At 36.9% G+C, this 26,583-nt stretch carries 28 protein-coding genes; 7 read left to right on the top strand and 21 right to left on the bottom strand.

Features of this window, described 5'->3' with window-relative positions; genetic code table 11:
- Positions 1-16: 16 nt before the first annotated feature.
- The 10 genes from BS85_RS0103905 to BS85_RS0103860 all read right to left on the bottom strand — a co-directional run bounded on the left by BS85_RS0103905 (position 17) and on the right by BS85_RS0103860 (position 10,648).
- The gene (locus BS85_RS0103905) at positions 17-1,711 is read right to left on the bottom strand and encodes a cation:proton antiporter domain-containing protein (protein ID WP_026943655.1); all 1,695 of its coding nucleotides are present in this window, start codon (positions 1,709-1,711) and stop codon (positions 17-19) included.
- A gap of 100 nt (positions 1,712-1,811) precedes the next feature.
- A complete protein-coding gene (cysE, locus tag BS85_RS0103900; RefSeq protein ID WP_026943654.1) occupies positions 1,812-2,510 on the bottom strand; it encodes a serine O-acetyltransferase in 699 nt (232 codons plus the stop codon).
- The gene (gene speA / locus BS85_RS0103895; protein ID WP_026943653.1) at positions 2,507-4,363 is read right to left on the bottom strand and encodes an arginine decarboxylase; all 1,857 of its coding nucleotides are present in this window, start codon (positions 4,361-4,363) and stop codon (positions 2,507-2,509) included. Before speA ends, cysE begins: the two co-directional genes overlap by 4 nt.
- 22 nt (positions 4,364-4,385) lie before the next feature.
- Entirely contained in the window at positions 4,386-4,646 is a 261-nt protein-coding gene (locus tag BS85_RS0103890; protein ID WP_026943652.1) for a flagellar basal body rod C-terminal domain-containing protein, read from the bottom strand.
- Between the two features lie 107 nt (positions 4,647-4,753).
- Positions 4,754-4,945 carry a hypothetical protein gene (locus BS85_RS0103885; RefSeq protein WP_026943651.1) on the bottom strand — a complete coding sequence of 64 codons (192 nt, stop codon included), beginning with the start codon at positions 4,943-4,945 and terminating at the stop codon, positions 4,754-4,756.
- A gap of 95 nt (positions 4,946-5,040) precedes the next feature.
- Entirely contained in the window at positions 5,041-6,798 is a 1,758-nt protein-coding gene (locus BS85_RS0103880) for a lytic transglycosylase domain-containing protein (protein ID WP_245596280.1), read from the bottom strand.
- Positions 6,799-6,819: 21 nt separating this feature from the next.
- Complete coding sequence (locus BS85_RS0103875) at positions 6,820-7,113, bottom strand: YggT family protein (RefSeq protein ID WP_026943649.1); 294 nt, start codon at positions 7,111-7,113, stop codon at positions 6,820-6,822.
- Position 7,114: 1 nt separating this feature from the next.
- Entirely contained in the window at positions 7,115-8,470 is a 1,356-nt protein-coding gene (gene gltX, locus BS85_RS0103870; RefSeq protein ID WP_026943648.1) for a glutamate--tRNA ligase, read from the bottom strand.
- 99 nt (positions 8,471-8,569) lie between these two features.
- Positions 8,570-9,418, bottom strand: coding sequence for a HemK/PrmC family methyltransferase (locus BS85_RS0103865; protein ID WP_026943647.1), 849 nt, complete (start codon positions 9,416-9,418; stop codon positions 8,570-8,572).
- A 3-nt stretch (positions 9,419-9,421) separates the two neighbouring features.
- Entirely contained in the window at positions 9,422-10,648 is a 1,227-nt protein-coding gene (locus BS85_RS0103860; RefSeq protein WP_026943646.1) for a M48 family metallopeptidase, read from the bottom strand.
- 133 nt (positions 10,649-10,781) lie between these two features.
- Here BS85_RS0103860 and BS85_RS0103855 point away from each other — a divergent pair, with 133 nt between their 5' ends.
- The 5 genes from BS85_RS0103855 (at position 10,782) to BS85_RS0103835 (ending at position 15,493) form a co-directional block, all read left to right on the top strand.
- Positions 10,782-11,777: a rod shape-determining protein gene (locus BS85_RS0103855; protein ID WP_026943645.1), complete on the top strand. Its 996-nt coding sequence runs from the start codon at positions 10,782-10,784 to the stop codon at positions 11,775-11,777.
- Entirely contained in the window at positions 11,774-12,475 is a 702-nt protein-coding gene (gene pgeF / locus BS85_RS0103850) for a peptidoglycan editing factor PgeF (RefSeq protein WP_051604676.1), read from the top strand. Before BS85_RS0103855 ends, pgeF begins: the two co-directional genes overlap by 4 nt.
- 16 nt (positions 12,476-12,491) lie before the next feature.
- Positions 12,492-13,220: a 3-deoxy-manno-octulosonate cytidylyltransferase gene (kdsB, locus tag BS85_RS0103845; protein ID WP_026943643.1), complete on the top strand. Its 729-nt coding sequence runs from the start codon at positions 12,492-12,494 to the stop codon at positions 13,218-13,220.
- Between the two features lie 107 nt (positions 13,221-13,327).
- Positions 13,328-14,500 (top strand): NifS family cysteine desulfurase, encoded by a 1,173-nt coding sequence (locus BS85_RS0103840; RefSeq protein ID WP_026943642.1) that lies wholly within the window; start codon positions 13,328-13,330, stop codon positions 14,498-14,500.
- A 12-nt stretch (positions 14,501-14,512) separates the two neighbouring features.
- On the top strand, positions 14,513-15,493 hold the full coding sequence (locus BS85_RS0103835; RefSeq protein ID WP_026943641.1) for an iron-sulfur cluster assembly scaffold protein NifU: 981 nt from the start codon (positions 14,513-14,515) through the stop codon (positions 15,491-15,493).
- A 192-nt stretch (positions 15,494-15,685) separates the two neighbouring features.
- Here BS85_RS0103835 and BS85_RS0103830 read toward each other — a convergent pair whose 3' ends face one another.
- The 5 genes from BS85_RS0103830 to grpE form a co-directional block, all read right to left on the bottom strand.
- Complete coding sequence (locus tag BS85_RS0103830) at positions 15,686-16,750, bottom strand: hypothetical protein (RefSeq protein WP_026943640.1); 1,065 nt, start codon at positions 16,748-16,750, stop codon at positions 15,686-15,688.
- Positions 16,751-16,862: 112 nt separating this feature from the next.
- Positions 16,863-17,915 carry an isopenicillin N synthase family dioxygenase gene (locus BS85_RS0103825; protein WP_026943639.1) on the bottom strand — a complete coding sequence of 351 codons (1,053 nt, stop codon included), beginning with the start codon at positions 17,913-17,915 and terminating at the stop codon, positions 16,863-16,865.
- A gap of 175 nt (positions 17,916-18,090) precedes the next feature.
- Complete coding sequence (locus BS85_RS11300; RefSeq protein ID WP_156938040.1) at positions 18,091-18,297, bottom strand: hypothetical protein; 207 nt, start codon at positions 18,295-18,297, stop codon at positions 18,091-18,093.
- A 356-nt stretch (positions 18,298-18,653) separates the two neighbouring features.
- Positions 18,654-20,528, bottom strand: a complete 1,875-nt coding sequence (dnaK, locus tag BS85_RS0103820; protein WP_026943638.1) for a molecular chaperone DnaK — start codon at positions 20,526-20,528, stop codon at positions 18,654-18,656.
- A gap of 37 nt (positions 20,529-20,565) precedes the next feature.
- Entirely contained in the window at positions 20,566-21,120 is a 555-nt protein-coding gene (gene grpE, locus BS85_RS0103815) for a nucleotide exchange factor GrpE (protein WP_026943637.1), read from the bottom strand.
- Positions 21,121-21,371: 251 nt separating this feature from the next.
- Between grpE and pgp3 the strand changes: the two genes are divergently transcribed.
- Together pgp3 and BS85_RS0103805 are read left to right on the top strand one after the other, a co-directional pair.
- Positions 21,372-22,208: a peptidoglycan metallopeptidase Pgp3 gene (pgp3, locus tag BS85_RS0103810; protein ID WP_342665507.1), complete on the top strand. Its 837-nt coding sequence runs from the start codon at positions 21,372-21,374 to the stop codon at positions 22,206-22,208.
- Between the two features lie 18 nt (positions 22,209-22,226).
- Complete coding sequence (locus BS85_RS0103805; protein ID WP_034551125.1) at positions 22,227-22,844, top strand: class II aldolase and adducin N-terminal domain-containing protein; 618 nt, start codon at positions 22,227-22,229, stop codon at positions 22,842-22,844.
- Between the two features lie 21 nt (positions 22,845-22,865).
- Here BS85_RS0103805 and BS85_RS12050 read toward each other — a convergent pair whose 3' ends face one another.
- The 6 genes from BS85_RS12050 to BS85_RS0103785 all read right to left on the bottom strand — a co-directional run bounded on the left by BS85_RS12050 (position 22,866) and on the right by BS85_RS0103785 (position 26,418).
- Positions 22,866-22,991, bottom strand: a complete 126-nt coding sequence (locus BS85_RS12050; RefSeq protein ID WP_281173567.1) for a hypothetical protein — start codon at positions 22,989-22,991, stop codon at positions 22,866-22,868.
- A 39-nt stretch (positions 22,992-23,030) separates the two neighbouring features.
- Positions 23,031-23,186 (bottom strand): hypothetical protein, encoded by a 156-nt coding sequence (locus BS85_RS11290; RefSeq protein ID WP_156938039.1) that lies wholly within the window; start codon positions 23,184-23,186, stop codon positions 23,031-23,033.
- 125 nt (positions 23,187-23,311) lie between these two features.
- Positions 23,312-24,910: a hypothetical protein gene (locus BS85_RS11910; protein ID WP_051604675.1), complete on the bottom strand. Its 1,599-nt coding sequence runs from the start codon at positions 24,908-24,910 to the stop codon at positions 23,312-23,314.
- A 47-nt stretch (positions 24,911-24,957) separates the two neighbouring features.
- On the bottom strand, positions 24,958-25,218 hold the full coding sequence (locus tag BS85_RS11285) for a hypothetical protein (RefSeq protein WP_156938038.1): 261 nt from the start codon (positions 25,216-25,218) through the stop codon (positions 24,958-24,960).
- A 160-nt stretch (positions 25,219-25,378) separates the two neighbouring features.
- On the bottom strand, positions 25,379-25,723 hold the full coding sequence (locus BS85_RS0103790; protein ID WP_026943633.1) for a hypothetical protein: 345 nt from the start codon (positions 25,721-25,723) through the stop codon (positions 25,379-25,381).
- A 2-nt stretch (positions 25,724-25,725) separates the two neighbouring features.
- Positions 25,726-26,418 (bottom strand): AzlC family ABC transporter permease, encoded by a 693-nt coding sequence (locus BS85_RS0103785; RefSeq protein WP_026943632.1) that lies wholly within the window; start codon positions 26,416-26,418, stop codon positions 25,726-25,728.
- Positions 26,419-26,583 lie beyond the last annotated feature (165 nt).

Genomic DNA, 26,583 nt, shown 5'->3' with positions numbered 1-26,583 from the left:
TTTCGTATTTCATTTTTTATTTATCTGCTTCTAAATCTTCAGATTCTTTAATAGCGTCTAATGCAAGATTTGCAAGCATTGTTGCCACTTCACGATCGCCATTTACCACACCATAAAGTCCGATTTCTTTTAAATCTGTTTCTACTGCCTCTTCATTTGTTTGAGCAATAATCTTTATAAAATGAGAAATATCCATAATATGGCGACACGCTTTTTCAATGGCTAAAGGGGATTCCACACACAAAATAACCACTTTGGATTTTTCAACTTCAATTTCTCTAAAAATCATTTTATCCGTGATATTACCATAGACAATATGACAACCTTTTTTTATCCCCTCTTCCACGCGTTCATAGTTGGAATCCACCACCAATGTTGATACATCGCAACCACTAAAAAATTCTAATACTTTTTTACCCAAAGTTCCATATCCACATACCACAACATCATAGCCATCTTTTGCCTGCAATGCTTGATTGGATTCCACATTGCTATCAATTTTTGCAAACTTGAACAAAGCATTAAAAATTTTGAAAGCAAATTGAACACACATATCCAATCTATCTAAAATAAAAGGGGTTGCAATCATAGAAAAGATAACCATCAAAGTAAGGAATTGATAAATTTCATCAGGAGTAATGGAAGCCAAGAACTGATCTCCAAAAATCCAATTTAAGATTCCACCATTTAATTCTAAATTCAAGATTTTGTATTGACTTGCAAGTAAAAAGATAGCAAAAGAAAATTCCCCAATCTGCGAGAGAGAAAGTGCGATACGCATTGCATTTTTAACACCCCTAAAAAAGCTTAGAAACGCAAACATAATCAAAGTTTTCATTAAAAGCATTAAAGCTACAAGGATTAATACCACAAGGAAATATTTAGCCAAAAATATCACATCAACTTGCATACCAATCGTGATAAAAAATACCCCTAAAAGCAAATCTCGGAAATACACTAAGACACTTGCTACTTGATATTTAAAAGGTGAGTTAGAGACAATCATTCCTGCCAAAAACGCTCCAAGAGAGAGTGAGAAACCAAAATGTTTGCTAAGATAAGCAGAACCCAACACAATCAAAAGCACAGTTCCTACAAAGATTTCATCTGTTTTCATTTTAGCACTAGAACGCAAAACAATCCGTGCTAAAAATCTTCCGGGCAATATCAATAACAACAGCACAATAAGTGCCGAAATCCCTGTGCTAAGGAACATTTCACCCATACTTAAATCTTGATTGCTTAGCAATTTAATCATTAATAAAATCGGAATCACAGCAATATCTTGAAAAACTAGAATCCCAACTGCAGCCATTCCATAAGGAGTTTTTGTCTGATTGGTTTCATTAAGCGTCTTTAAAACAATCGCTGTAGAGGATAAACTAACCGCACTTGCCACAATAATAGAGGTATTAAAATTAAAACCCAATACATAATAACAAGCCACAAAGAACACAAGAATAGAAAGCCCAATTTGCAACCCTCCAAAAAGCAATACTTCTTGCTTCATTTGCGTAATTTTCTTGAAACTAAAATCAAGCCCAATCATAAACATCAAAAACACGATTCCAAGTTCTGCAGCTTCGTTTAAATCCACAGAATCCTCTAAGCGGAATCCAAAAAGATAAGCCGTAAGCGTCCCTGTAACGATATATCCAATAATTGCTGGAATCTTAAGCTTATTTAAAACAATCCCCGAAGCCACCGCCATAGCCAAAACGCAAATAATCACAAGCAAATTATCTATTTTACACCTCTAGTTTTGAAATGTTGAAATTATATATAAATTTTATAAATTTTTAAAAGTTGAATTAAAATTTCACTTTTAAAAATTCTTGATACAAGGCTTCTAGCTTTTTGCGCGATTCCACATATTCCATATTTTTTGGAGCAACAGCCTCCAATAATTCCAAACGTTTTTGCAAATAATTAAAAAGCTGGTATTGAATATCTGGAATCTTATTTAAATCATCGCTCATTCCCTTGATAATATTCTTTGCAGGAATACCAACAGCGGTGGAGTTCGGAGGCACTGGACGAATCACAACAGAATTTGCGCCAATTTTTGAATGCGCCCCCACAATAATATTTCCCAACACTTTAGCACCTGCCCCAATAATCACATAATCTTCAATCGTAGGGTGTCTTTTGGTACGCTCCAAACTCACTCCCCCTAAACTAACCCCTTGATAAATCACAACTTCATTACCAACTTCTGCTGTCTCACCAATCACAACCCCGTGTCCGTGGTCAATAAAGACACGATGTCCAATTTTACACGCAGGGTGAATATCCACATTGGTAAGCCATTGCGTAATTCCCATAAAAATTCTAGCAAATCCTTTAAAACCTATATTATAAAGTTTATGCGCGATTCTATAATGCACAAGCGCAATCAATCCGGGATAATTAAAGAATAATTCAACCTTAGAATTAATGGCTGGGTCTTTTTCCAAAATTACCGCAAAGTCTTCTTTGATAGTGCCAAAAAGTGTTGTGGCATAATTCAAGATTTCTCTCCTTCGCTTTTAAACACAGTCCTTAAATAGCCATTTTCACTAAGCATTACATAAAGTTGTCCTAAAATTTCCTTTTTACTATCCTCTGGAATCTCCTTACTATCCTCCAAACGTTGCTTCAAGCACCGCTCAATCTCTTTTGTATCATAATCTAAATCATCTAATACATCTAAAATCGTTTGCGATTCCAATAGATTTTCAATCGTATATCCACCCTCTTCCTCATCAAACACTACACTAAACTCTGTGGGGTGCGTAAATAGATTATGTCGCATTCCAAGCACTTCTTGGTATGCACCAACCAAAAAGAATCCCACAAAATATTCCTCTTGATTCACATCAATATCATGTAAAAACAAAGGGGAGTTTTTATCAAATGCTACCTCTCCATCGCTATCACAAGTAATATCCCATAGACTTGCAGAACGCGTTGGTCTGCGATTCAATCTATCCAATGGAATCACAGGAAACTTTTGCTCCAAACCCCAATAATCTGGCAAACTTTGAAAAAAGCTACAATTTAGCAAATATCTCTCTTGCACTTGCTCTTGGATACGAATAATATCGCTGTGGTTTTTGTGCTTTAAAATCTTAATCACCTTTTTAATAATCAAATGCACAAGCACTTCTGTATTGCTGCGATCTTGCAAATCAATATAACCCAAATCAAAAAGCGTAAGCAAAGATTCCATATGCTCTAAGCTATCATGCAAATACTCTATGGCATAACGTTCATTGATTGTATTATACAAATCAAACAGCTCTTCTATTAAAGGAGGATTCTTATCTTTTAAATGCAAGGCTTTTTCGTCATAATCTTGAGAAAATAACTCTAACACAGGAGCAATCAACACAGCGTGACTTGCAGAAACATAGCGTCCAGATTCTATAAAGATATTTGGTTCAGGCTCTTTTTTATTCTTAGCAATTTCCTTTAATGTAAAAACAACATCTCCGCTAAATTCTGTTAGTGTATAATTGCGATTTTGTTGATTTTCGTGCTGTGCATATTCTACGGCAAGCCCTCCACCAATATTAACATTATTTAGATTCTTTGCGCCCATTTTTCGGAGTTCAGCATAAATATTCCCCGCTTCCCTCAAGGCTTTTTTAAGTGGAGAAATATCACTAATTTGACTACCGATATGAAAATGAATCATTGTAAATTTATTCAGTAAATCGTTTTTTCTCAACAAGCAAATTGCTTCTATAAGCTCACTTGCAGTTAGTCCAAATTTGGAATTAATCCCTCCGCTTTTCGCCCAAATTCCAATTCCTGTGCTATGCAATCGGATTCTAAGTCCAATCTTTGGATAAGGTTTTCCAAGTGTCTTGGCAACCTCAATGATTGTCTCAAGCTCATTGAGCCCCTCAATTGTCAAGGTAATATCGTGCCCCATTTTTGCGGCAATAAACCCAAGAGAAATCATCTCCTTATCTTTAAAACCATTCACCGTGATAGGGGCATTATCGTTCGTGTAAGCCATTGCAATAATTAACTCGGATTTACTACCCGCCTCTAACCCATAGCAACGATGTGCTGTATTCTCCATAAGCGGCAAGATAAAATTGGGGTAGTGATTCACTTTGATTGGAAAAACTGCTTTAAATTTACCTTCATAATGGTATTCTTTGATAGAATTTTCAAAACTTGTAAAAATCTTTTCTACCTGCTTTTTCATCAAATGCGGAAAACGTATGAGCAAAGGACCACGATAACCTTCTTCTCTCACTTGTTTGACAATATTAATTAATGCTGGTTTGGACTTATAATTAACTTTTACCTGCCCGTCCTCAATAATAAAATCATCTTTTCCCCAATATTCAATCCCATAATCTACCATTGATTGCCCTTAAATTGTAATTTTACGCTTGAATATCCAATAAGGTCTGAAACATAGAATCCGCGGTTTTAACACTTTGCGCATTCGCTGCTACGCCATTTTGTGCTGTCATTTGCTCCACCGCACTTTGTGTTAAATCCACATTAGAAGTTTCTAAAAAACCTTGTGAAATAGAAACGGAAGCCTCCTTTGCACTTTGTATATTTGCATTGATTCCACTTTGCCCATTATCCAAGACATTAAAACCGCTATAAACTCCAACATTTTGACCGATTGCATTCATTTGTTTATCCTTGAAAATATATGGATTTAAGAATTTAAAACTATAACGAAAAAAACTAAAATTTATTTTTAAAATTTAAAAGAATAGAGAGAAAATGCGATGGCGCGTTACGCCATCATACTAAAGCCACATACTGGACAAGCAGAACCGCTTGAAGCAGCTTGTTGAGTTTGAGCTTGCAAATTTTGAGAACTTGTATCTTGAGTTTGCTGAGCTTGAGCAGAATTTTGAGATCCTGAATTTACTTGAGAACCATAATTAGAATAGCTTGAATAACTATTTACACTTGTTACATCCATATTTAACTCCTTTCATTAATATCAATGCACCCTTAAATTATAATCTAATTTGCTAAGGTTATACTTAAAAATAAAAAAAATCCTCCAATATAACCTCAATATACTAAACTTTGTTGCAATAAATCCAACATTTTCACTTCATTTCCAAATTTATTTTGATAAATAAAATAATTAGCCAATACTTTCTTTCCATACACGCGTGATTCCTCATAAGGAATCATCTCCATACTATACCAAGGATCTAATGGATTATTTTTCTTAAACAAATGATTTTTTCCGAGCAATCTACGCGTAAATCCCGGACCTCCATTGTAGGCGTAAGCGACAAAAAGCGGATGATTAAATTCTCGCACAAGTGGGCGCGTAAAATACTCTGCATAAGGCACATTCACCGCAGGGTCAAACATATCAAAATATCCCACTTTGTCTTCCTCTTTTAATTCTTTGGCTATAGCTTTCACATTAAATGGCATAAGTTGCATAAGCCCTAAAGCATAGGAAGTTGAAATCGCTGTTGGAATAAACAAACTCTCTTGTCTTGCAAGTGCATAAAGCAAAGCTTGTTTATCTTGAGGGAAGCGAGAAAACACTTCTTTATAGGGGGTTAAAAAGTATTCCGTATTTCTTTCTCGCGCAAGCCAAATATAATGCGCTTTTGTCTCATCACTATCTACTTTTGCAAGTAATTGCTGTTTGCGCACATGTGCCTCTTTGCCACTAATTTTCTTAAATGAATCGCGGATACGTTCCCATTCAAAAGGATTTTTGAAATCCCAATTTGCATTTTTTTGTTGTGTTGGAATATCATATACTAGATTAAACTTCGGCTGGGCTTGTAATATTTCAAGACTTGCAAGCACATAAACATCTACCATTTTAGAATCACTTAAAGTTTGTAAATATTGTTTATCGTTACTTGCTAAATATGCCCAAAAATTTGCTCTATTTTTGTTAAAAGCGTGCTTTGCTTTATCTTTTGAATAGACAAAATATGCAAGGGCTTGTTTGTCTTTTTGATACCTCATTGCATTGACCCCCAAATAAAATGCAATTTCTGCGTCCAATGTCTTTAAAACTTCCTCTGGATTCAAATTGGTAAGCGAACGATTAAACTTCTCTAAATAGGTATTCATAATCATACTTTTCAATGCACGATTAAAAGTTCCATTGTTCTCTTTTAACAGCCTCACCAAAGCCTCTTTGGAAATAGCAAAATTTAAGCGGTTACGATAATTTTGTGAAATAGCAAAATAAAAATCTCCGAAGGTTTTTGCATCTTGCGTAATGAGGCGAGAAAATGGATCCTTGGAGGCTAAAATACTCAAATTTTTAGCAAGTTTTTGATTGTGTGGTTGCACATTTTCTGAAAGCCTTTTTAGCACCTTTTTATCTAACGATTCAGCTTTTTTTGTTGTTAATGCCAAAGCTATACATTTAGTATCCTCTTTTAACAATTTATCTAAACTCATACGCTCACAAATAGTTTTGCGAGAGAGGGTTTTATTACTGCCTTTTTTAAAGTATAATCCAAAAAGTTTTGCATTCTTGCGTATTGCAAGTTCATAGGCTTCTTTTGCCTCTTTTGGGCTAATGTCTTGTTGCAAAAACAGCCAAATATAAAAATCTCTTGAAACTCCTGCGGGTTGGCTTTTAAGATAATCCAAAGTGATTTTTTGACTCAATGGAATATTTGCATTTTCCTTTGTCTTTGCCTGTTTGGATTCTTTTTTGTTTGAAGTATTTTTTTGTGTCTGATTGAGCGAATTTTGCTTGGGATTTTGCTTGTGTTCTTGCGTATTTTGCCCAAAAAGCATACTGCTAACAAAAATCAATAAAATAATAAAATTCTTCATAATCTTCCTTGTAAAATGGAGCTATAAACTATTTGCTAATCTCAAAAGTAGTTTAACAATAAATAAATTTATAAATTGCAATGCCAAAATCACGATAATCGGAGCAATATCAATACCACCAATTAATGTAGGAATTACTTTGCGAATCTTTGCATAAAGTGGTTCTGTCAATTTATAAAGAATTTGCACAATTGGGTTATAAGGGTCAGGACGCACCCAAGTAATTAAGGCTGCAATAATGACAATCCAAATATAAATATTTATTACCATACTTAAAATTTGCGCAAGGGCTTCAATCAATGTGCTTAAAACCATTTCAACTCCTTACAATATCTTTTAAAAATAAGCGCAAGATAGGGAACAAATCGCTTAACTCTGGACCATTCACAAATCCTGTGAGCAAAAATCGCAAAGGCTTAAAGAATTTTTTGCCTTTTAAAGCACTTATTTGCATTGCGCTTTCTTTAAAGGTATTAAATTCGCTTTTTGCCCAATCTTGAGATTCTAACATTCCTAAAATAACCTTTTGTAAATCAATGATTTCTGCTTTAAATTCCAAAATTTCATTACTTTGAATTTCACTCTGTGCGGATTCTTGAATTTGATTTAAGAGCAATGTTTTATTAGCAAAAATTTTATCAATTTTTTCTCTGATTTCATTCAATGTGCTTGCTTCTTGTAAATAAATTTTTGCCAACGCGCCAATAGAAGCGTCTTTATACCCTAAAAGAACTGCTAAATCTTGCTCATTAATGCGTTTAAAATGCTCACGATTGAGGAATTTTAGTTTATCCATATCAAAATGTGCTGGAGCTTTAGCAATTTTGCAAATATCAAACCATTCCAAAGAATCTTGCAATGTAAAAACTTCACAAGGTGTTTTGTTGCCCATTAAGATAAGGTAATTAACGATTGCTTGAGGCAAAAATCCGGAATCTAGCAACCATTGGACACTAGAAGCGTTATCGCGTTTGCTCATTTTTTTTCCCTCATCATTTAAGAGAATCGGCAAATGGGCAAACTTCATTTCTTTATTGTAATTTAAATCTTTATGAATCAACATTTGCTTTGGAGTATTACTCACATGGTCTTCACCGCGCACAATGAAATCCACATCATAAAGCATATCATCTACCGCACAAGCAAAGTTATAAGTAGGGATTCCGTCTTCTTTTAATATTACGAAACTATCCACTTCGTTTGGGGCAAATTGAATCTCACCTTTAATGCAATCTACAAATTTTATTTCCTCTTTAGAACCACGCAAACGCACCACTGGCTTAGGATTACTCGCCTTTTCTAACTCTGCCCAGCTATCATCATAACGGAAAGCCTCGCGTCTCTCTTTTGCCTCCTCCCGTTTTTGCTCTAAAAACTCTTTCGTACAATAGCAATAAAACGCATCACCCTTGCTAATTAAATATTCCGCCAATTGACGATGACGTGGAAAATTATCACTCTGATACACAAGATTATCCCAAGTGATTCCAAAAAGATTCAATAAAAACATTATCTCTTTATCTTTACCTTCAATATTGCGTGCAGTATCTGTATCTTCAATACGAAGTAAAAATTTTTCATTTTTTTGCTTAGCCAAAATATAATTAAATATTGCTGCGCGTAAATTTCCTGTGTGCATATCACCTGTTGGCGAGGGTGCAAATCGTAGCATTTATCAACCTTATATAATTAATGATTTAGAAATAGCAGATTTTAGCATAAGCAAGATTATAATTTGCAAAAATGATAAAGTTTTTTAATAAAGAATCTCTCAAAATTCTACTACAAAACCCCTATCCAACCCCGCTAAATCTTGATAAAACTCTAGCGACTTGTGTGGCAAAGTTTGCAAATAAGATTCTACACTCTCCCTTTGATTATATCCCATTTCACAAATTAAAAATGGAATCCCTAGCTGAAAACCAAGTTGGATAACTTTAAGTAGAATCTCATCTCCTCTTTTACCTCCAAAAAGTGCATTTTGTGGCTCAAACTTGAGTGAGGGAGGCAGAATCTCTCCTTCTTTAATATAGGGAGGATTAGAAAGAAGCAAGTCAAAAGAAATTTTCAAACTTTCATTAAAATCCAAATAGGCACTTTTGTGCAATGTAAGATTGTTAGCTTGAAACTTCACTTTATTTACATAAGCATTAAAGAGAGCTTCTGGAGAAATATCACTTGCGTGAAATTCTAATTGAGAATTTCTCAATAAATGCGACAACATTACGCTAATCGCACCGCTACCCACCCCAATTTCTGCAATCTTTGCACAAGACTTCTCTTGAATCAAATCCATTGCTTTTTGCACTAAAATCTCTGTTTCTGGTCTTGGAATCAATGCTCCATAAGATACATATAATTCCTCTCCATAAAAACTTACTTTCTCAATCAAATACTCAATGGGTTCATACAAACTTCTACGTTGAATTAATCGCTTAAAAGATTCTAACCAAAAGTAATCCATAGTCTTTTCAAAATCGCATTGCAAAGCAATCCTTGACTTTCCCAAAACAAATCCAAGTAGAATTTCAGATTCTAATATGGGTCGCGGAATACCGCTTTTTTTTAGCTGTATTACGCCATATTCTAAGGCTTTTTTAATGCTCCATAGAGATTCCATTGACTAAACTTCTTGGGACTTGTTTGCACAATTTGCTAGATTTTCACAACCTAACGCCATTAAACGCGCCATTAAAGGCGGGTGGCTATAAAAGAATCGCATATACAAAGGGTGCGCTAGAGGAAAGGAATTATTTTCTTTCACAAGCACCAATAAAGCGTTCGCTAGAGATTCCGCACTAGTTAAACTCGCACCAAATTTATCTGCGGCAAATTCATTTTGACAACTCTGCCAATTCACAAGAAGCATAAAGTAAAATCCAATCGGCGCACTTAAAAGCAACAAAAAAACGATGAGTGTATGCACATTTCTTTCTACATTTGCACTCAAAAACAAAGATTCGGGTAAATTTGCCACCACAAATAACAATGCACCAAAAAATCCAAGCACCAAAACCATCATTTTATAAATATCATAATGCTTGAAATGCCCTAATTCGTGTCCCAAAACAGCAAGAATGGAGGAATGCGGAATCTTATTTAACAAAGTATCAAACAAAATCACGCGTTTTGCGCGTCCCAATCCTGCAAAATAAGCATTCAGTCTTCCATCGCGTTTGGAGGCGTCCATTACAAATACACCCTTGCTTTGGAATCCCACACATTTTAAAAGAGCATCAATTTTATCGTTTAATTCCACATTTTCAAGAGGAGTAAATTTATTAAACATCGGCGCAATCAAGATAGGATACAAAAAATTAACCCCCACAATTAAAACTACGCCAAAAATAAAAACATACATTTCCCAAAACTGCACTTCTAAAATAATCCAACTAAAAATTAAAATCAAAATTCCACCCACCACAAGTAAAAGCCCAAAAGACTTTAGGCTATCCAAGATAAAAAGTTTTACTCCGCCTTTTGCAAAACCAAACTTTTTATCCACCACTAAGGTTTGATAAGCCTCAAAGGGCAAATTAGCCAATGCGCCAACTACAAGAAAACAAAGCACAAAGGCAACAGATTTTACAAGGGGTGAAAGCTCTAACACGGAATCCAAAGCAGACAATCCAAAAAGAATCCAAAAACTAATTAGCAACATATCCACAAGAATATTTGCTACCGAAATTCTCTCGCGCACAATCGCATAATCTGCTGCTTTCAAAAAAGCATTGGATTCCAAAATATAGGGGCTTTTAACTCTTTCTTGTTTAAGAAAGTTTATCTGTAAAAGTGATAAAACAAGCTTAGGAATACTAAAAAATAAAACATAACACGCAACCAATGCCATTCTTTTACCTTTATTAACAAAAAATTTTAAATTTTTGCACATTATATCAAAAAGCATATACAAAATGATTGGCTTTAGTATATAATATAAAAAATTTATAATTTTTATGTATTGTGAATCATCGGAGCTTTATATGGGAATTTTTGAACGGAACGATATTGCAATTGATTTAGGCACGGTAAATACTATTGTGCGCAACAACCTTGAGGAAACTTTATTTTGTGAAGCAACTTGTATTGCACTTGAAAATAAGTTTGCATCTCGCCGTATTATTACTATTGGGGATTCTGCTAAGAAAATGCTAGGGCGCACACCAAGTGAAATTGAAGTCATTAATCCACTTTTAAATGGAGCAATTAGCGACTTTGAAACAACTAAGATTTTTATGAATGCAATTTTACAAAAGGGCAAAACAGGCTCACTTGCACCGCGTGTTGGTATTAGTATTCCTCAAAATCTTACACAAGTTGAAAGACACTCTCTTTATGAAGCAACAATGCTTGCTGGAGCCAAAGAGGTTTTGCTAATAGAAGACCCCTTTAGCGCAAGTGTAGGGGCAGGTTTAGACATATCTACCGCGCGTGCAAAAATGATTATTGACGCAGGAGGTGGATTAGTAGAAGTCAGCATTATTTCCCTTAATGGACTTATTACGAGTGCTTTCACAAAGGAAGCGGGGGATTTTATGGATTACGCCCTAATGGAATATTGCCGTCATAACAAAAATATCGGAATCAGCAAAGAAATGGCAGAAAGCTTAAAGCGCAAAGTGAATGTCTTTGACAAAAATCCCACAATGCACATTGGCGCGAAAAATCTTGCAAATGGTATGCCCATAGAATGCGAATTGGATTTAGAAGAATTTAAAGATGTCATTTTAAACAATCTTTATAAAATCAAGAGTGTAATTATTGAAGCGATCCACAATGCACCACCTCAAATTGCTCCTGACCTTATTGAAGATGGTGCAACCCTTACAGGAGGACTAGCTCTCATTCCGGGGCTGAAAGACTTTTTAGAAAAAGAATTGCGTATGCAAATCCACCTCTCTCCCAACCCTCTCTTGGATATTTCCAAAGGCGTTTGGCAAATTATGCAAGATTATGAAACTTACGAAAAAAGCTTATGATAGATTCTGCTTCTCCTTTGATTGAACACATTTCTACACCTGATGGAATCAAGGCTTTTTTAAGCTGCGCTCCCTTAAATATTGCATTTCACGCCGGAGGAGATTCTAAAGTAACCATAGAACAGAATCGCTCTTTGTGTATTGCGCCCCTCCCCCTCTCCTCTCTTGCTTATTTGAATCAAATACATAGTCAAGAAGTTTTACAAGCCAATCAAGGAGGATTGCTAGGAAATGGAGATGGAATCCTCATTGCACAAAAAAATATTATTGGGCTGATTATGGTAGCAGATTGCAATCCGATTCTACTTTTTGACCCCAAACACAATGTCTTAGCATTACTGCACGGAGGAAGAGTAGGACTACAAAAAGGCATAATCCCAAACGCGCTAAAACAAATGCAAGAAAAATTTAACACCAATACATCTGATTTGTTTGCCTATGTAGGACCTTCTATTCGTGCGTGCTGTTATGAAGTAGGAGAAGAGATCTTTTCTGATTGTTTCTTTGAAACAGGTAAAATCTTACAACAAGGTAAAATATTTTTAGACTTAACCGCCATTATTTTAAAGCAATTTCAAGAAGCAAATATTACAAATTATACATTTTCTCCTCATTGCACTTGTTGCTCCTCCGCCTATTTTTCATATCGCAGAGACCAAAAGTGTGGGAGATTTGGTTTGTTTGCTTCTTTAACTTAAAAACAAGGAGTTTTCAATGATCATCATTCCAGCAAGATTAAAATCCACGCGTTTTCCCAATAAAGTTTTAGCACAAATTCACGGAATCCCGATGATTGTGCGCACTGCAGAACTTGCAAAAGAAATTGACGATGTAGTCGTGGCTTGTGATGAACCCATTATCGCAGAAGTTTGTATGCGTTATAATGTGCGCTCAATCCTTACAAGCAACACGCACGAAAGTGGCACAGACAGAATCGCAGAGTGCGCAAGAATCCTCAATCTTCATAAAAATGAAATCATCATTAATCTACAAGGTGATGAGCCTTTTTTGGAGCAAGAGGTGATTTTGAGCTTGAAGCATTTAATGGAAAGCGAGAGAAAAAAGCGTGGTGCGATTCCCTTTATGGGAAGTTGTGCAAAGCCTATTACAAAGGAACAAGCACAAGACCCAAATCTTGTTAAAGTCGTGCTAAACTCCAAAAATGAAGCCATTTACTTTTCGCGCTCCGTGATTCCTTATAATAGAGAAAATACAGAATCCGTGCAATACTTAGGACATTTAGGAATTTACGCCTTTAGCGGAGGAAGTTTGCAGAAGTTTTGTAAATTACCAAAATCCAACCTAGAATCCATAGAAAAGCTAGAGCAATTACGCGCCATTGAAGCATCTCAAACGATTGTAATGGCAAAGGTAGAATCCCAATCATTTGGCATTGACACCAAAGAGGATTTGGAACGCGCCTTGCAAATTCACCACTCATAATAAAGATTTATTTTGGATTTTAAAAATATTTAAGCTTTTTTAGAGTAAAAGCTAAACGCATTTTACATAAACAAGTATTATTTAGTTTTTATTAAGAAAGGACGATTATGAATCATTCCAACAAAAGGGTGTATTTAGACAATAATGCAACCACAATGCTAGACCCAAGAGCAAAGGAATTAATGGAACCTTATTTTTGTGAAAAATATGGCAATCCAAACTCACTGCATAGCTTTGGGACAGAGACACACACGGCAATCCGCGAGGCTTTCAATCATCTCTATGAGGGGATTAATGCGCACGATGAGGACGATATTATCATTACTTCTTGCGCAACAGAAAGCAATAATTGGGTATTAAAGGGCGTTTATTTTGACATTTTGCGCTTTGGCGAAAAGAATCATATCATCACAACGCAAGTAGAACACCCAGCGATTCTTGCTACCTGTCGGTTCTTGGAAAGCTTGGGCGTAGAAGTAACCTATCTGCCTGTGGGCGAAAATGGCACTTTGAGCCCAAAAGACTTGGAAGTCGCCATTACAGACAAAACTGCATTGGTTAGCATAATGTGGGCAAACAATGAAACCGGAATCATCTTCCCCATTGAGGAGATTGGAGCAATTTGCAAAAAACACGGAATCCTATTCCACACAGACGCCGTGCAAGCAATCGGTAAAATCCCTGTAGATGTGCAAAAAGCGCAGGTAGATTTTCTAAGCTTTAGCGGACATAAATTCCACGCCCCTAAAGGAATCGGAGGGCTTTATATCCGCAAAGGCGTGAAGCTCACTCCCCTATTCCACGGCGGAGAACATATGGGTGGCAGACGCAGCGGAACACTCAATGTGCCTTACATTGTCGCCTTGGGAGAGGCAATGCGACAAGCAAGTTTGCATTTAGACTTTGAACGCAACAATGTGCGTCATTTGCGCGATAGATTAGAGGACGCACTGCTTGAGATTCCAGATGTTTTTGCAGTGGGTCATCGTTCTTTGCGTGTGCCAAATACAACTCTAGTTAGCATTCGCGGTGTTGAGGGCGAAGCAATGCTATGGGATTTAAATAAATATGGAATCGCTTGTTCTACCGGAAGTGCGTGTGCGAGTGAGGATTTAGAAGCAAATCCTGTAATGAGCGCGATTGGTGCGGATAAAGAATTAGCACATACCGCGATTAGAATCTCACTTAGTCGCTTCACAACACAAGAGGAAATTGATTATACGATTGAAATTTTTAAAAAATCTATTGCGCGTTTGCGCTCTATTTCAAGCAGTTATTAAAAGGAAAGAAATATGGCAAAAAATGAATTATTAGGTGGTGCGTTGTGGGACGCATATAGTAAAAAAGTTAGCGAAAGAATGGACAACCCAACTCATTTAGGCGTCATCACTCAAGAAGAAGCAGACAAAAGAGGATTGAAACTCATTGTGGCAGATTATGGTGCGGAGGCTTGTGGTGATGCGGTGCGCCTTTATTGGCTCATTGATAGCAATGATACGATTGTAGATGCGAAATTTAAGAGTTTTGGCTGTGGAACCGCGATTGCAAGTAGCGATATGATGGTGGAACTCTGCCTTGGCAAAAAGGTGCAAGAAGCAGTAAAAATCACAAACATTGATGTAGAAAAAGCCTTGCGTGATGAGCCAGACACTCCAGCAGTTCCGGGACAAAAAATGCACTGCTCCGTAATGGCTTATGATGTGATTAAAAAAGCAGCCGCGCTTTATTTAGGCAAGAATCCAGAGGATTTTGAAGATGAAATCATCGTGTGCGAGTGCGCGAGGGTTAGTCTTGGCACACTCAAAGAAGTGATTAAACTTAACAATCTTAAAACCATTGAGGAAATCACAGAATACACCAAAGCAGGTGCTTTTTGTAAAAGCTGCATTAAGCCCGGAGGACACGAGGAGAGAGAATATTATTTAGTGGATATTTTGCGTGATGTACGTGCAGAAATGGAGGAGGAAGCCCTCAAAAACAAAGCGGATTTAGAATCACAGGGAAATTTGGACTTCGCAAATATGACGATTATTCAAAAAAGCAAGGCGATTGAAAGCGTGATTGATGAAAAAATCCGCCCGATGTTAATGATGGACGGCGGAAATATGGAGATTATTGACTTAAAAAACGCAAGTGATGGCTACACAGATGTTTATATACGTTATTTGGGTGCTTGTAGTGGTTGCGCAAGTGGAGCAACAGGCACACTCTTTGCGATTGAATCTGTATTGCAAGAATCCTTAGACCCTACAATCCGTGTATTTCCTGTTTAGATTTCATTATTATCTCCCGCGAAAGCCCTTTTAGGGCTATGGAGACTAAACATTCCGCTTAAACTTTCTCTAATATGGATTGGTTACATTCACAATACGCACCACTGCGCAAATCCATAACATCAAGTCTCGCCTGTAAAGATTCCATTGAAGAATCCAAGTATAATGAAAAGTCCTAAATACAAGAAACCCCTACGCCTCCCACTTAAACGAAGCATTCATCGCATTCAAAGAGCCAAAGAATAAACTAGAATCGTCTAGCTGTCTGCCTACCCACTGCGCATTGTATTGCTCGTAAGTTGCGGTGATAGTTAGATTATTTTGGTTTTTAATCCAATCTGCAAGGGCGGGAGGGGTTTGCTCGTTTTTAGGAATCCCCACAAACATTTCAAGGCTAGATTGTAGGGCATTTTTAAGACTCTCAAAGATTTCTGCCATAGAATTAAGCTGTGATTCTTTGTTACTTGTCAAAGCATTATTTTGCGGATTTTGTAGGGCTTTAGAAATAGAATCGTCCTTGCTTTCAAACAAGAATAGCATATCGTTAAGGCTATTTTGCAATTCCTCGCCAAAGTCGCTAAAATCTCCATCAAAGTCAATTTCAAAAGTTTGCCCTTCAAAAAGCTTTTTCAAATCCTCCGTGAGGGATTCTAGTCCGCCTGTGATTTGATTTGTGAAGTTTTCTCCGAGTGCTAGTTTGCTTTGTGTTGTGATTTGATTGCCGTTTTTGTCTGTTAATGCGGTGTTGAAATTCGCCACAAATCCCGCAGAATACGATAAACTATGGGAAAACTGCCCACTTGCACTATCATAACTTAGCGAGTAGGTAATACTCTCATAAGCGACAAAAGAACCACTTACCATTTCGCCAATCGTGCCTTTGGGTTTGTCTTGGGATTCCACCTTGTCCATTCCCATTTCCTCTCTCGTCTTTTGGACAATGTCGTTTGCGCTATTTGCCTTGTTTGCGATATTTTCAAAGACTTGGGAGAGATTAGATTGGTTTGCCATTCTTTGTGTGCTAAAGCTTGTTAAAGCCTGCATAAGCTTACTTGCAATGCTAGATTGTAGCGATTCTATTGGGTTCATCGCGGTAGAATCGCGATTGCTTTTATCCGTAGAGGCGACTTTATCCCCGTTTTCTGCCTTTTCATCGGTTTTAGGCTTTTCCTCGTGTTTTATTTGAGGCTTGAGGTTGTTAAACGCATTCGTGCCAAAAAGATTGTTAAAAAGATTATTTTGAAAAGAAACTGCCATCTTGATTCCTCCTCTTGGAATTTGCTATGCAATAATATCGTAAAAATGGGCAAAAACTTAATAGCAATTCTATTCTTTGCTATAGAATTTTATTTGCAAGGCAACCTTGAGGCTATTGCAAGGCAGAGATTTTTATGGGATTTGCGGGATTGCTTGGGTTGTAAATGTCGCTATAAAATCTTTTTGCAACCTCTTTGTGAGAGCGCAATCTGTGCTTCAGGTAATTCCAACCAATCTCTGGAATTAGTGGATTTGTCGGGTCGTTTTCAATGCCGCGCATTTCCTCTTGTAAATGCTTTGGAAGCTTGAATATCGGAATCCTTTTGTCTAATTGCGCCCCTAAAAACATTGGAATAGAGATTCTATCCTGTCCTTTGAGGGGAGACTTCACGCGGTGCATTGTTGCTTTTAAATAACCATTAGTCGCTAACTCCAAAAACTCCCCGATATTAATCACAAACGCCTTGTCTTTATGCCCCACATCAATCCATTCTTTAGAATCCAACTGCACTTGCAATCCACCCACTTCATCAATCATCAAAAGCGTTAAAAATCCATCGTCTTTATGCGCTCCAACGCCCTGTGTGGCTTGACTATACCCCTCTCCTTCTTGCGCGATTCCGGGATAATGGATTAACTTAATGTGCTGATAAATATCCTCTTTAAAAAGTGCATCAAAAACATCTTCCTTGCCATAGAGTGCCAAAGAAAAAGCCTTTAAGAGTGTTAAGCCCATCTTGGTTGTTTGCTCCTGCCACAAATAGAATGTTTCTTGGAGTTCTTTTTGTGAGGGAAGCCACTGGTTTGGTCCATGTAGGCGCATATACGCGGGTAAATTAGAATCCCTAGCCTCTCCCTCAAAGCCTAGATCAACCTCCTCTCTCCAATCTTTTGAACCAAGCGTATATTCCCCGCCCACCTGCGTATATCCTCTAAAATGCGGCGAATTGTCAATGCTAATTTTTAACTTTTCCTCTAGGGGCAAGGCAAAGAATTTTTTGCTTAATGCAAAGAGTTTTTGACATAGATTCCAATCCACATCGTGTCCCACAAGATAAAAGAATCCAATGGTATGGGCGGCATAACGCAAATCTTCAAACAATTTCTCTCTTTGCGCCTCATCACCCTTTAGAAGGGATAAATCCACAATAGGAACGCTAAGCATAATTATCCTTTAAAAAGCTAGTAAAGTCTGAATTGTAGCATATTAATGACGCATTTCCATAATTAAAATTTTAATTTTACATTTTCTTAAGAATTTTGGGAGGTTGAAAAATATTTCACAATGGAATCTTTTAAGTGATTTAAGTTATAGATTTGCGCTAAAGCGGGTGAGTTGCTTACGCAACGCACACCACGATTCCACTAACGCAGAATCCCGCAATGACGCAGAGTAGTATGCTTTTTATTGTACGTATTATCTCCGCTGTCATTGCGAGGTGAAGCCGAAGCAATCCATAACATAGAATCTCGCCTATCACTTTCAACTTCAGACTTTTAAAGATTCCATTGCAAAATTTAAAGTATGCTACATTATAGATTGCCACGAAAATTTTTCAAATTTTCTCGCAATGACGCAAGTAGCAAAGCATAAAGTATGCAAGATTATAGATTGCAATACTAGCGTTTGCAATAACAAAATGGAAAATCTAAAGACTGCTTTAAGTGTGGATTGCTTCGTCATTTGCTTTGCTCATTCCTCGCAATGACGCAAAGCTACCAAACTTGTCATTGCGAACGAAGTGAAGCAATCCATAATTACGCATAAAGAAATCTTTACAATAGAATCTTTTAAGGTTATAGACTGCCACGATTCCGCCAACGCAGAATCTCGCAATGACGAAATGGTAAGCGGGATAAAAGCAATTACGCCCCCAAAGGGCGCAATCTTTATTGTTTTAAATTATTCTACTTCTGCATCAATGACATCATCGTCTTTTTTGTTTTGTGCGCCACCACCCTGTGCGTTTTCATCTTTTTTATACATTGCTTCTGCAAGTTTATGACTCGCTTCTGTCAAAGCTTTTACTTTTGCCTCAATCTCCTCTTTTGTCGCATTTTCATTCTTTAATGTCTCTTGCAATGCAGTGATTGCGCTTTGGATTTTCTCCGCCTCACTCGCGTCAATTTTATCTTTCATCTCATCTAGGCTTTTTTGGCTTTGATACACGAGGCTATCGGCTTGGTTGCGCACTTCAATGATTTCTTTTTTCTTTTTATCCTCTTCTTTGTTTAGCTCGGCGTCTTTGACCATTTTGTCAATTTCAGAATCGGACAATCCGCTAGAACCTGTGATTTTAATCTCTTGTTCCTTGCCTGTCGCCTTATCTTTTGCACTTACGGTTAGGATTCCGTTTGCGTCAATGTCAAAAGTAACTTCAATTTGTGGCACACCACGAGGAGCCGCTGGGATTCCGCTTAGCTCAAAGTTTCCTAGCATTTTGTTATCCCGCGCTAACTCACGCTCACCTTGTAAAACCTGAATCGTAACCGCTGGTTGATTGTCCTCTGCGGTAGAGAAAACTTGATTTTTCTTTGTTGGAATCGTAGTTCCGCGCTCAATGATTCTTGTCATCACGCCACCTAGTGTTTCAATTCCCAAAGAGAGTGGAGTAACATCAAGCAATAACACATCTTTCACATCGCCCTTTAAGACACCGCCTTGAATCGCTGCACCCATTGAAACCACTTCATCAGGATTCACAGATTTGTTCAATTCTTTCCCAATAAAGTCTTTCACGCGCTCTTGCACCTTTGGAATCCTTGTAGAACCACCCACCATTACAACTTCATTAATCTCATTTTTACCTAAATCTGCGTCTTTAATAACACTTGCGATTTTATCAATGGTTTGATTAATGTATTGCTCAATGAGGCTTTCAAATTTCGCGCGGGTAAGCTTTTTCACTAAGTGTTTTGGACCGCTAGAATCTGCAGTAATGAAAGGTAAGTTAATTTCTGTCTCTTGCGCACTACTTAACTCTTTTTTCGCATTTTCTGCTGCTTCTTTTAATCTTTGGAGTGCCATTACATCATTTTTAAGATTGATTCCATTTTCGCTTTCAAACTCTGCTGCTGCCCAATCAATGATGGCATTATCAAAGTCATCACCGCCCAAAAATGCGTCTCCGCCTGTGGCTTTTACTTCTACAACATTATCGCCGGTTTCAAGCACGGTTACATCAAAGGTTCCACCGCCCAAGTCATAAACAACAATATTTTCGGAATGCTTTTTATCCAAACCATACGCTAATGCCGCACTTGTTGGCTCGTTAATAATCCTTAAAACATTTAATCCCGCGATCGTTCCTGCTTCTTTTGTCGCCTTTCTTTGTGCGTCATTGAAATACGCTGGAACGGTAATAACAGCCTCTGTAACTTCCTCGCCCAAATAACTTTCTGCGTCTGCTTTTAATTTCATCAAAATTTTTGCTGAAATTTCTTGTGGTGTATAAACTTTACCTGCAATCTCAATCGCACACGCACCATTTCTATCCACCACTTTATAAGGAAGTCTTTTTTTGGCTTCTTGCGCCTTGTCCTCGTTAAACATTAATCCCATAATTCTTTTAATGGAATAAATCGTTTTTTCTGGATTCGTGATTGCCTGACGCTTTGCAGGGTCTCCGACTAAAACCTCGCCTTTATCGGTAAATGCAACAATAGAAGGGGTTGTGTTTTTGCCCTCTTTGTTTGCAATAATTTTTGCCTCATTACCCTCAAATACTGCCATTGCAGAGTTTGTTGTTCCTAAATCAATTCCTAATACTTTTCCCATTTTTTATCCTTTCTTAAATTAAATTCTTTTGCGATTCCTATTTGGCAATGCTAACCATAGAGGGACGCAAAACCCTTTCTTTGTATTTATAGCCTTTTTGCATTTCTGCAACGATTTCACCCGATTCGTGCTCTTCGCTTTGTACTTGCATAATCGCATCGTGAAAATTTGGGTCAAACCCACCTTCGGTTAAAATGGGTTCAATCCCGTGTTTTGCTAGAGTTTTTAGCAAATTATCCAAAGTGAGTGCAATGCCCTCTTGGATTTTGTCTAAAATCTCCTCTTGGTTCTCGCCTTTAACTTTAGAATCTTGAATGCTTTTTAATGCAATCTCAAGCGTATCAAGACTTGGAAGCAAATCTTTAGCGATTTTCTCATACGCATATTCTAAGGCTTGATCCTTATCGCGGATTAAACGCTTTTTGGTATTCTCAAAATCCGCATAAGCACGCACATATTGTTCTTTTAACTCTGCAATCTGTGCTTGCAATGCTTCTTTGGATTCTGTTTCTTCCTCTGTCGTTTCCTCTTGTAATGCGCTCATCTCTTGCGAATCGTCAAAAGCTTGATTTTTATTTTGCTCTTCTTGCACTTTCGCTCCTTAAATTTTGATGTTAAATAACTTAAAAATTGAATTTTAGCAATTATTCTTTCAAATTTCAAGCGAAATTATATAACTTTAGTCTTATATTGTCAAGTTAAATTACTAAAATAAACTAAACTTTCTTAAAAATTACGATTAAATTTTGTCAAAAATGGGTATTTTTATAGCAAAATTTAACTTTTAAGTAAAACTCTGTTATGCTTCACTTTTAACAATTCAAAGTTTTAAAGGAATCGCAAATGCGTAAAGCTATGCAAAGTATTTTTGTATTTTTTATAATGTTCTTTTGGAGTTTAAATGCTCTTGGAAATGTGGATTCGCCAAAGTTTCAAGTAGAAAATGGAAAAACAATCATTTTATCTACGCAGCTTACGAATCCAAAACCCATTGTCATTAATAAAAAAACTTATGCTTGGATTCCGCACCCAAGCGAAGCAGGTAAGAAAATCGCGATTCTATCGATTCCTTACCATACAAAACCCAATTCTATTGTATTAGAAAATGGCGCGAGTGTAGAGGTTGTGCAAGGAAACTATAAACGCGAAAAAATCCAAGTTAGCCCAAGCAAAGCTAAACCAAACCCCAAGAATCAAGAAAGAATCAAAAAAGAACGGGAGGAGGCAAACAAGATTTATAGCAATTATAGTCAAAAGCGGCTTTGGGATTCCGCATTTATTTTGCCAATGGATAGTAAAATCACTAGCACATACGGGAATGCGCGCGTCTTTAATGAAGAGGTGAAAAGCTACCATAGTGGGACGGATTTTCGTGCGCAAATTGGCACAGAGATTCGCGCAAGTAATCGCGGTAAAGTCGTCATCGCAAAGAATCGCTTTTTAGCGGGTGGTTCTGTGGTGCTAGACCACGGAGAGGGAATCTTTAGTATGTATTACCATTGCAGTGAAATCAGAGTGAAAGTTGGCGATATAATTGAAAAGGGAGATTTGATTGCGCTAAGTGGAGCAACAGGACGCGTGAGCGGACCGCATTTGCATTTTGGGATTCTAGTTAGGGGCGCACAAGTGGATCCGCTAGACTTTATCACGCAAGTGAATGCGTTATTTGCAAGTAATTAAGAATCACAAAGGAATAATATGGATTATAGTATTGATCCAGAGATTTTTAAAAATCTAAAAACTATTTCTTTATCAATGTTTCGCAAAAATTTCTTTGGAATCTTTCACGGCTCAATTTCTACAAAACTAGAAGAAGGGCATTTTTTGATTAATAAAAAAGATGCAATATTTGATGATTTAGATGAGGAATCGTTTATTATGCTCTACCATAAAAGGGATTATCGGTGGAATGATGCAAGTATGGACGCTTTTATCCATTCTTTAATTTATCAAAATATCCCTAATGCAAAATATATTGCCTATGGAATGCCACCCTTTACCACTTCCTATACGCTAACGCATAATAAAATTGTACCTAAAGATTATTTTGGATATAAAATGCTAGGCACACTAAATATATATGATCCTAAGGATTTTGATAATTGGTATGAACGCGCCGATGTGGAGATTAATAGATATTTCAAGGAAAACGATAAAAAAATTATGGTGATTCGTGGTTATGGGGTTTATGCCTATCATCGTGATTTACAAGCTCTTTCTAAACTTTTTGCGCTTTTAGAAAATACTTGTAGAATCTTGCATTTTAGTAGCCTCCTTGAAAGCAGCAAACAAACACAAGATTTGTTTGATATTTAGTTGTTTGCCCTTTGGATTGCGTCATTGCGAGAATCGCAACGCGATTCGTGGCAATCTATAATGTGGAATCTCGCCTTTTTGGATTCCATCGTTAAGATTTCTGTGTGCTTGATTATGGATTGCTTCGGCTTTGCCTCGCAATGACAAAAGTGGTAGAATCTTTGACTTGCAAGATTATGGATTGTTTCACTGCGTTTGCAATGACAGAAAATTTGCTATCTCGTCATTGCGAGACTTCGTAAGAAGTCGTGGCAATCTACAATGTGGAATCTCGCCTTTTTGGATTCCATCGTTAAGATTTCTGTGTGCTTGATTATGGATTGCTTCGGCTTTGCCTCGCAATGACGGAGTAGCAGATGCTTTGGTTTTTCGTCATTGCGAGAAATCGTAAGACTTCTTGGCGTGCATTTGCGTAAGCAAATTCACCCACTTTAGCGCAAATCTATAATGTTGCACACAATGGAATCTCATTTTCTTTTCTCTTTTAATACTCTCCTTAGTTTGGGTATCTCTTGAAAAAAGAATCTCAAATATCCTCCTTTATACCAAGTTTTATCTGCTTCCATTAAAGCAAGTCCTAATTTATAAGTAAAGCATTCTTTTTCTTTTAAAGCTTCTTTGTAATCTGCATAGGATTCTAATTTAGGAAGTTTTAATTTAGGATTCTTTGCAACTTTTGCTTCATAGTCTGCAATCTCTTTTTTATGTGCTTCTTTAATATAAGATAAGACATAAGGCATTCTTATATATCCTAAAAAGCTTTTAGAGTTTAATATCATTGCAGAACCTAGTTTGTAAGCTAGGTGGTTGTGGATTCTATCTTTAGCTACGAGGTAAATGCTAGGGGTTGATTTTTCTTTAACAATGACTTTTTCTTTGATGACTTCTTTAGGAGGTGGAGACTTTGTCAATTGCATTTTCAAGCAATATTCCTCAATCATTTCTTTGATAGCTTTCACATCAGGAACAAGAAAATCAAAATTATATTCTGATTCTACAATGATATTTGCGTGATTAAATGGAATCTCATAATCCCACTTGCCACCTTTAGCTAAGAAAAAATCAATCAAATTAAAATAAGGAATCGTATAAGAATGAGGAGTTAAAATCACAGCCTCACTTTTTTCTGTGTAGCAATTTGTCTCATCAAATGCACAACAACTTTTATCATCTAAAAGCAACTGGGTATTAAGAGTGTTAAACAAACGAATCGACGAACTACTTTTAGAAATTTGATGATTTTGCGTCATCACGCGAATGCTAGAATAAGCATTATAAATACTGCATTGATTTTTGGGTTTCTCGCTATTCCACGCGTGGATTCCAAGTAGCGTCCAACCCGCACAATTTTTGGGGAATTGAAGCCTTATGCCTTTTCGTAAGGGATAAGCCTCCTCACAAAATGCAGAATTTTGCAAATTAATAAGGTCAAATGCCCCCCCCCCCGCAGAAGTCTGCATTTCTCTAGGTGTTAAGATTCTAAATTCTGGACTCGTGTTGCAAGGGATTTTTTCTTTGGGGGCTTTAAATTCATTAAGGTTTTGAACAATCTTTTGCCCAAAAAAGCTCATTAATCTCGCCATTTGGTGCGCTCCAAAACCCCCATAGAATCCAAACATATTTTCTTTAACATAATGTCCTTGCATATCTATACAATTAAAGCCATATTGATTTGCGCAAGACCTATGGGCATTGTCAATTGCTGTTGCATACCCATAGAGGCTTGGATTATAGGGCAAAAGCAAAATGAGTACCTTTTTCTTTAAGCGATACAATTCCTCATAGAGCCAATGGATACTAGCAAGAATGGTTGAAAGAGGAACAAAACTATATCCGTGATGATTTGCAATCTCATTGATATTGCTTTCTGTAATGATTAAATCCGCTTCTTGTAAGGATTCTTGGTTTCTCTCCCTTTTTAATTCATAAAGATTTTGCAGAGAAATAGAAGAACCTAAAGCCAAATTTGTCAGCTTTACATTCTCTCCTCTCAAACCTTTTTGCAAACCATTTACCATTACAGAATTACTACCACCTAGCAAAACGATAGAATAATTTTTCGTCATTAATAAGCCTTATATAGAATATGAATTAACACTTGTTTGGAATAAAATTATACCACAAGGTTGCGACAGGTTGTGTCCTTGTGAGGAACGATCGCAAAACCCTCCGCGTCATTGCGAGAATCGCAACGCGATTCGTGGCAATCTACAATGTGGAATCTCGCCTTTTTGGATTCCATCGTTAAGATTTCTGTGTGCTTGATTATGGATTGCTTCGGCTTTGCCTCGCAATGACGGAGTAGCAGATGCTTTGGTTTCGTCATTGCGAGACTTCGTAAGAAGTCGTGGCAATCCATAATGCGAAATCTCATTTGTAAAGCTTCTATTGTAAAGTTTTTCTTTATGCTAGATTATGGATTGCTTCGGCATTCACTTTGTTCATTCCTCGCAATGACAAGGTTGCAGTTGGATTGTTTTAAAGATTCCGTTTGTAGAATCCATTTATGCGCACTTAAAGAACACACTAGATACTTAAGAAACCCCAAGCACAAAGCCTACAAAAATCACTAACGCTAACAAAAACGCACTTAAAAGGCGATTTGTCCAAAGTGTGCCAAAAAACACAAGCAGCAACAAAGCAACTTTCACAGCATCAATGAGTGCAAACTCACTCAATAGCTGCGTAATATCACGCGTAAAAAATGCAGTCGCATACACAATCGCCCCAAGCATTGCCTGTGTGCTGTAAGTTAAAAAGCGATAAAATCTGCCATCTTGATTGCCAAGTATGGAGTGATTTGCAAAGAAAAACGGTGTGATTCTGCAAATAAAAATACTAACTGCCGAAAAGATTAGCAAAATCCAAAACAAACTCATCTTTACCCCCTTGTTGCGCGTTTTCTCTGCGCTTCATCATAGACCAACATTGCAAACCCTATCACAAAAGGTAGAATCAGCAGATAAAATTTTGGGCTAAAAGCTATCATCAAGGGTGCGAGAATGAAGCCCCAAAAATAGCTTCCCACCTCTTTAATGTTTGGATAATGCTTCGCCGCAAGTCCCGTAAATTGCAGAGGTAGCACAAGAGAGATAATTTGTTTAAGCTCGGGCGAACTAAGAGCCGCTCCTGTGCTATACCCTATACCTGTGCAAATGAGCGAAACAATCCATATTGGCAAACCAAGCCCTAAAAAATAAGCAAAAGGCGACTCACTCATTTGTTTAAACTTAGAAACACAGCCACTAAACACAGAGGGACAAATTAAAATGCTAGAAAGTGAGAGCCAAAAAAGATTTGTGCGCTTTAAATAGGGAGCAAGTGTGGCAGACATTAGCAAAAATCGCGCATTCATCGCCAAAATCAAAGGAATCAAAACATAGCCATCATAATAACTCTGCACAAGCAAAAATTGCAAGGGCGTTGAAAAAACAAAAAGTGTCGTGGAGAGACTCTCAAAAAAACTTAAGTTGTTTTCAAACGCATTTGCGCCAATGGAAAGATAGAGAAAAATAAAAGAAACGCCAAAAATAGACGAATCTTTTACCCCATCAATAAAATAATTTTTTGTCATACTGCAACTCCAACTTATTTAAAAAAACAATAATAATAAAGAAAAAAATATACAAACTCTTATCTTATTAATGTCATACATTGCTTTTCCTTGGTGTTTATTTTTATTTATCCTTTATATATGGATAAGCAGACATTCTAACCAAAACCCTTGCTTAAAAACAAG

The sequence above is a fragment of the Helicobacter rodentium ATCC 700285 genome (assembly GCF_000687535.1).
Lineage (GTDB): Bacteria > Campylobacterota > Campylobacteria > Campylobacterales > Helicobacteraceae > Helicobacter_D > Helicobacter_D rodentium.
The sequence above is the reverse complement of the archived record's forward strand: the minus strand, read 5'-3'. Positions and strand labels throughout refer to the sequence as shown.

Excerpts from the sequence above, each read along its gene's own strand:
- speA (WP_026943653.1), bottom strand. The coding sequence starts at position 4,363 with ATGGTAGATTATGGGATTGAATATTGGGGAAAAGATGATTTTATTATT.
- BS85_RS0103855 (WP_026943645.1), top strand. The coding sequence starts at position 10,782 with ATGGGAATTTTTGAACGGAACGATATTGCAATTGATTTAGGCACGGTA.
- BS85_RS0103790 (WP_026943633.1), bottom strand. The coding sequence starts at position 25,723 with ATGAGTTTGTTTTGGATTTTGCTAATCTTTTCGGCAGTTAGTATTTTT.
- BS85_RS0103905 (WP_026943655.1), bottom strand. The coding sequence starts at position 1,711 with ATGGCGGTGGCTTCGGGGATTGTTTTAAATAAGCTTAAGATTCCAGCA.
- BS85_RS0103890 (WP_026943652.1), bottom strand. The coding sequence starts at position 4,646 with ATGAATGCAATCGGTCAAAATGTTGGAGTTTATAGCGGTTTTAATGTC.
- pgeF (WP_051604676.1), top strand. The coding sequence starts at position 11,774 with ATGATAGATTCTGCTTCTCCTTTGATTGAACACATTTCTACACCTGAT.
- BS85_RS0103840 (WP_026943642.1), top strand. The coding sequence starts at position 13,328 with ATGAATCATTCCAACAAAAGGGTGTATTTAGACAATAATGCAACCACA.
- kdsB (WP_026943643.1), top strand. The coding sequence starts at position 12,492 with ATGATCATCATTCCAGCAAGATTAAAATCCACGCGTTTTCCCAATAAA.
- BS85_RS0103835 (WP_026943641.1), top strand. The coding sequence starts at position 14,513 with ATGGCAAAAAATGAATTATTAGGTGGTGCGTTGTGGGACGCATATAGT.
- BS85_RS0103825 (WP_026943639.1), bottom strand. The coding sequence starts at position 17,915 with ATGCTTAGCGTTCCTATTGTGGATTTATCCCTTCTAAAGGGTGATGAG.
- BS85_RS11910 (WP_051604675.1), bottom strand. The coding sequence starts at position 24,910 with ATGACGAAAAATTATTCTATCGTTTTGCTAGGTGGTAGTAATTCTGTA.
- gltX (WP_026943648.1), bottom strand. The coding sequence starts at position 8,470 with ATGCTACGATTTGCACCCTCGCCAACAGGTGATATGCACACAGGAAAT.
- BS85_RS0103785 (WP_026943632.1), bottom strand. The coding sequence starts at position 26,418 with ATGACAAAAAATTATTTTATTGATGGGGTAAAAGATTCGTCTATTTTT.
- BS85_RS0103865 (WP_026943647.1), bottom strand. The coding sequence starts at position 9,418 with ATGGAATCTCTATGGAGCATTAAAAAAGCCTTAGAATATGGCGTAATA.
- dnaK (WP_026943638.1), bottom strand. The coding sequence starts at position 20,528 with ATGGGAAAAGTATTAGGAATTGATTTAGGAACAACAAACTCTGCAATG.
- BS85_RS0103880 (WP_245596280.1), bottom strand. The coding sequence starts at position 6,798 with ATGAAGAATTTTATTATTTTATTGATTTTTGTTAGCAGTATGCTTTTT.
- BS85_RS0103875 (WP_026943649.1), bottom strand. The coding sequence starts at position 7,113 with ATGGTTTTAAGCACATTGATTGAAGCCCTTGCGCAAATTTTAAGTATG.
- BS85_RS0103885 (WP_026943651.1), bottom strand. The coding sequence starts at position 4,945 with ATGGATGTAACAAGTGTAAATAGTTATTCAAGCTATTCTAATTATGGT.
- BS85_RS0103830 (WP_026943640.1), bottom strand. The coding sequence starts at position 16,750 with ATGGCAGTTTCTTTTCAAAATAATCTTTTTAACAATCTTTTTGGCACG.
- BS85_RS11285 (WP_156938038.1), bottom strand. The coding sequence starts at position 25,218 with ATGAGATTTCGCATTATGGATTGCCACGACTTCTTACGAAGTCTCGCA.
- BS85_RS0103805 (WP_034551125.1), top strand. The coding sequence starts at position 22,227 with ATGGATTATAGTATTGATCCAGAGATTTTTAAAAATCTAAAAACTATT.
- BS85_RS0103860 (WP_026943646.1), bottom strand. The coding sequence starts at position 10,648 with ATGGCATTGGTTGCGTGTTATGTTTTATTTTTTAGTATTCCTAAGCTT.
- pgp3 (WP_342665507.1), top strand. The coding sequence starts at position 21,372 with ATGCGTAAAGCTATGCAAAGTATTTTTGTATTTTTTATAATGTTCTTT.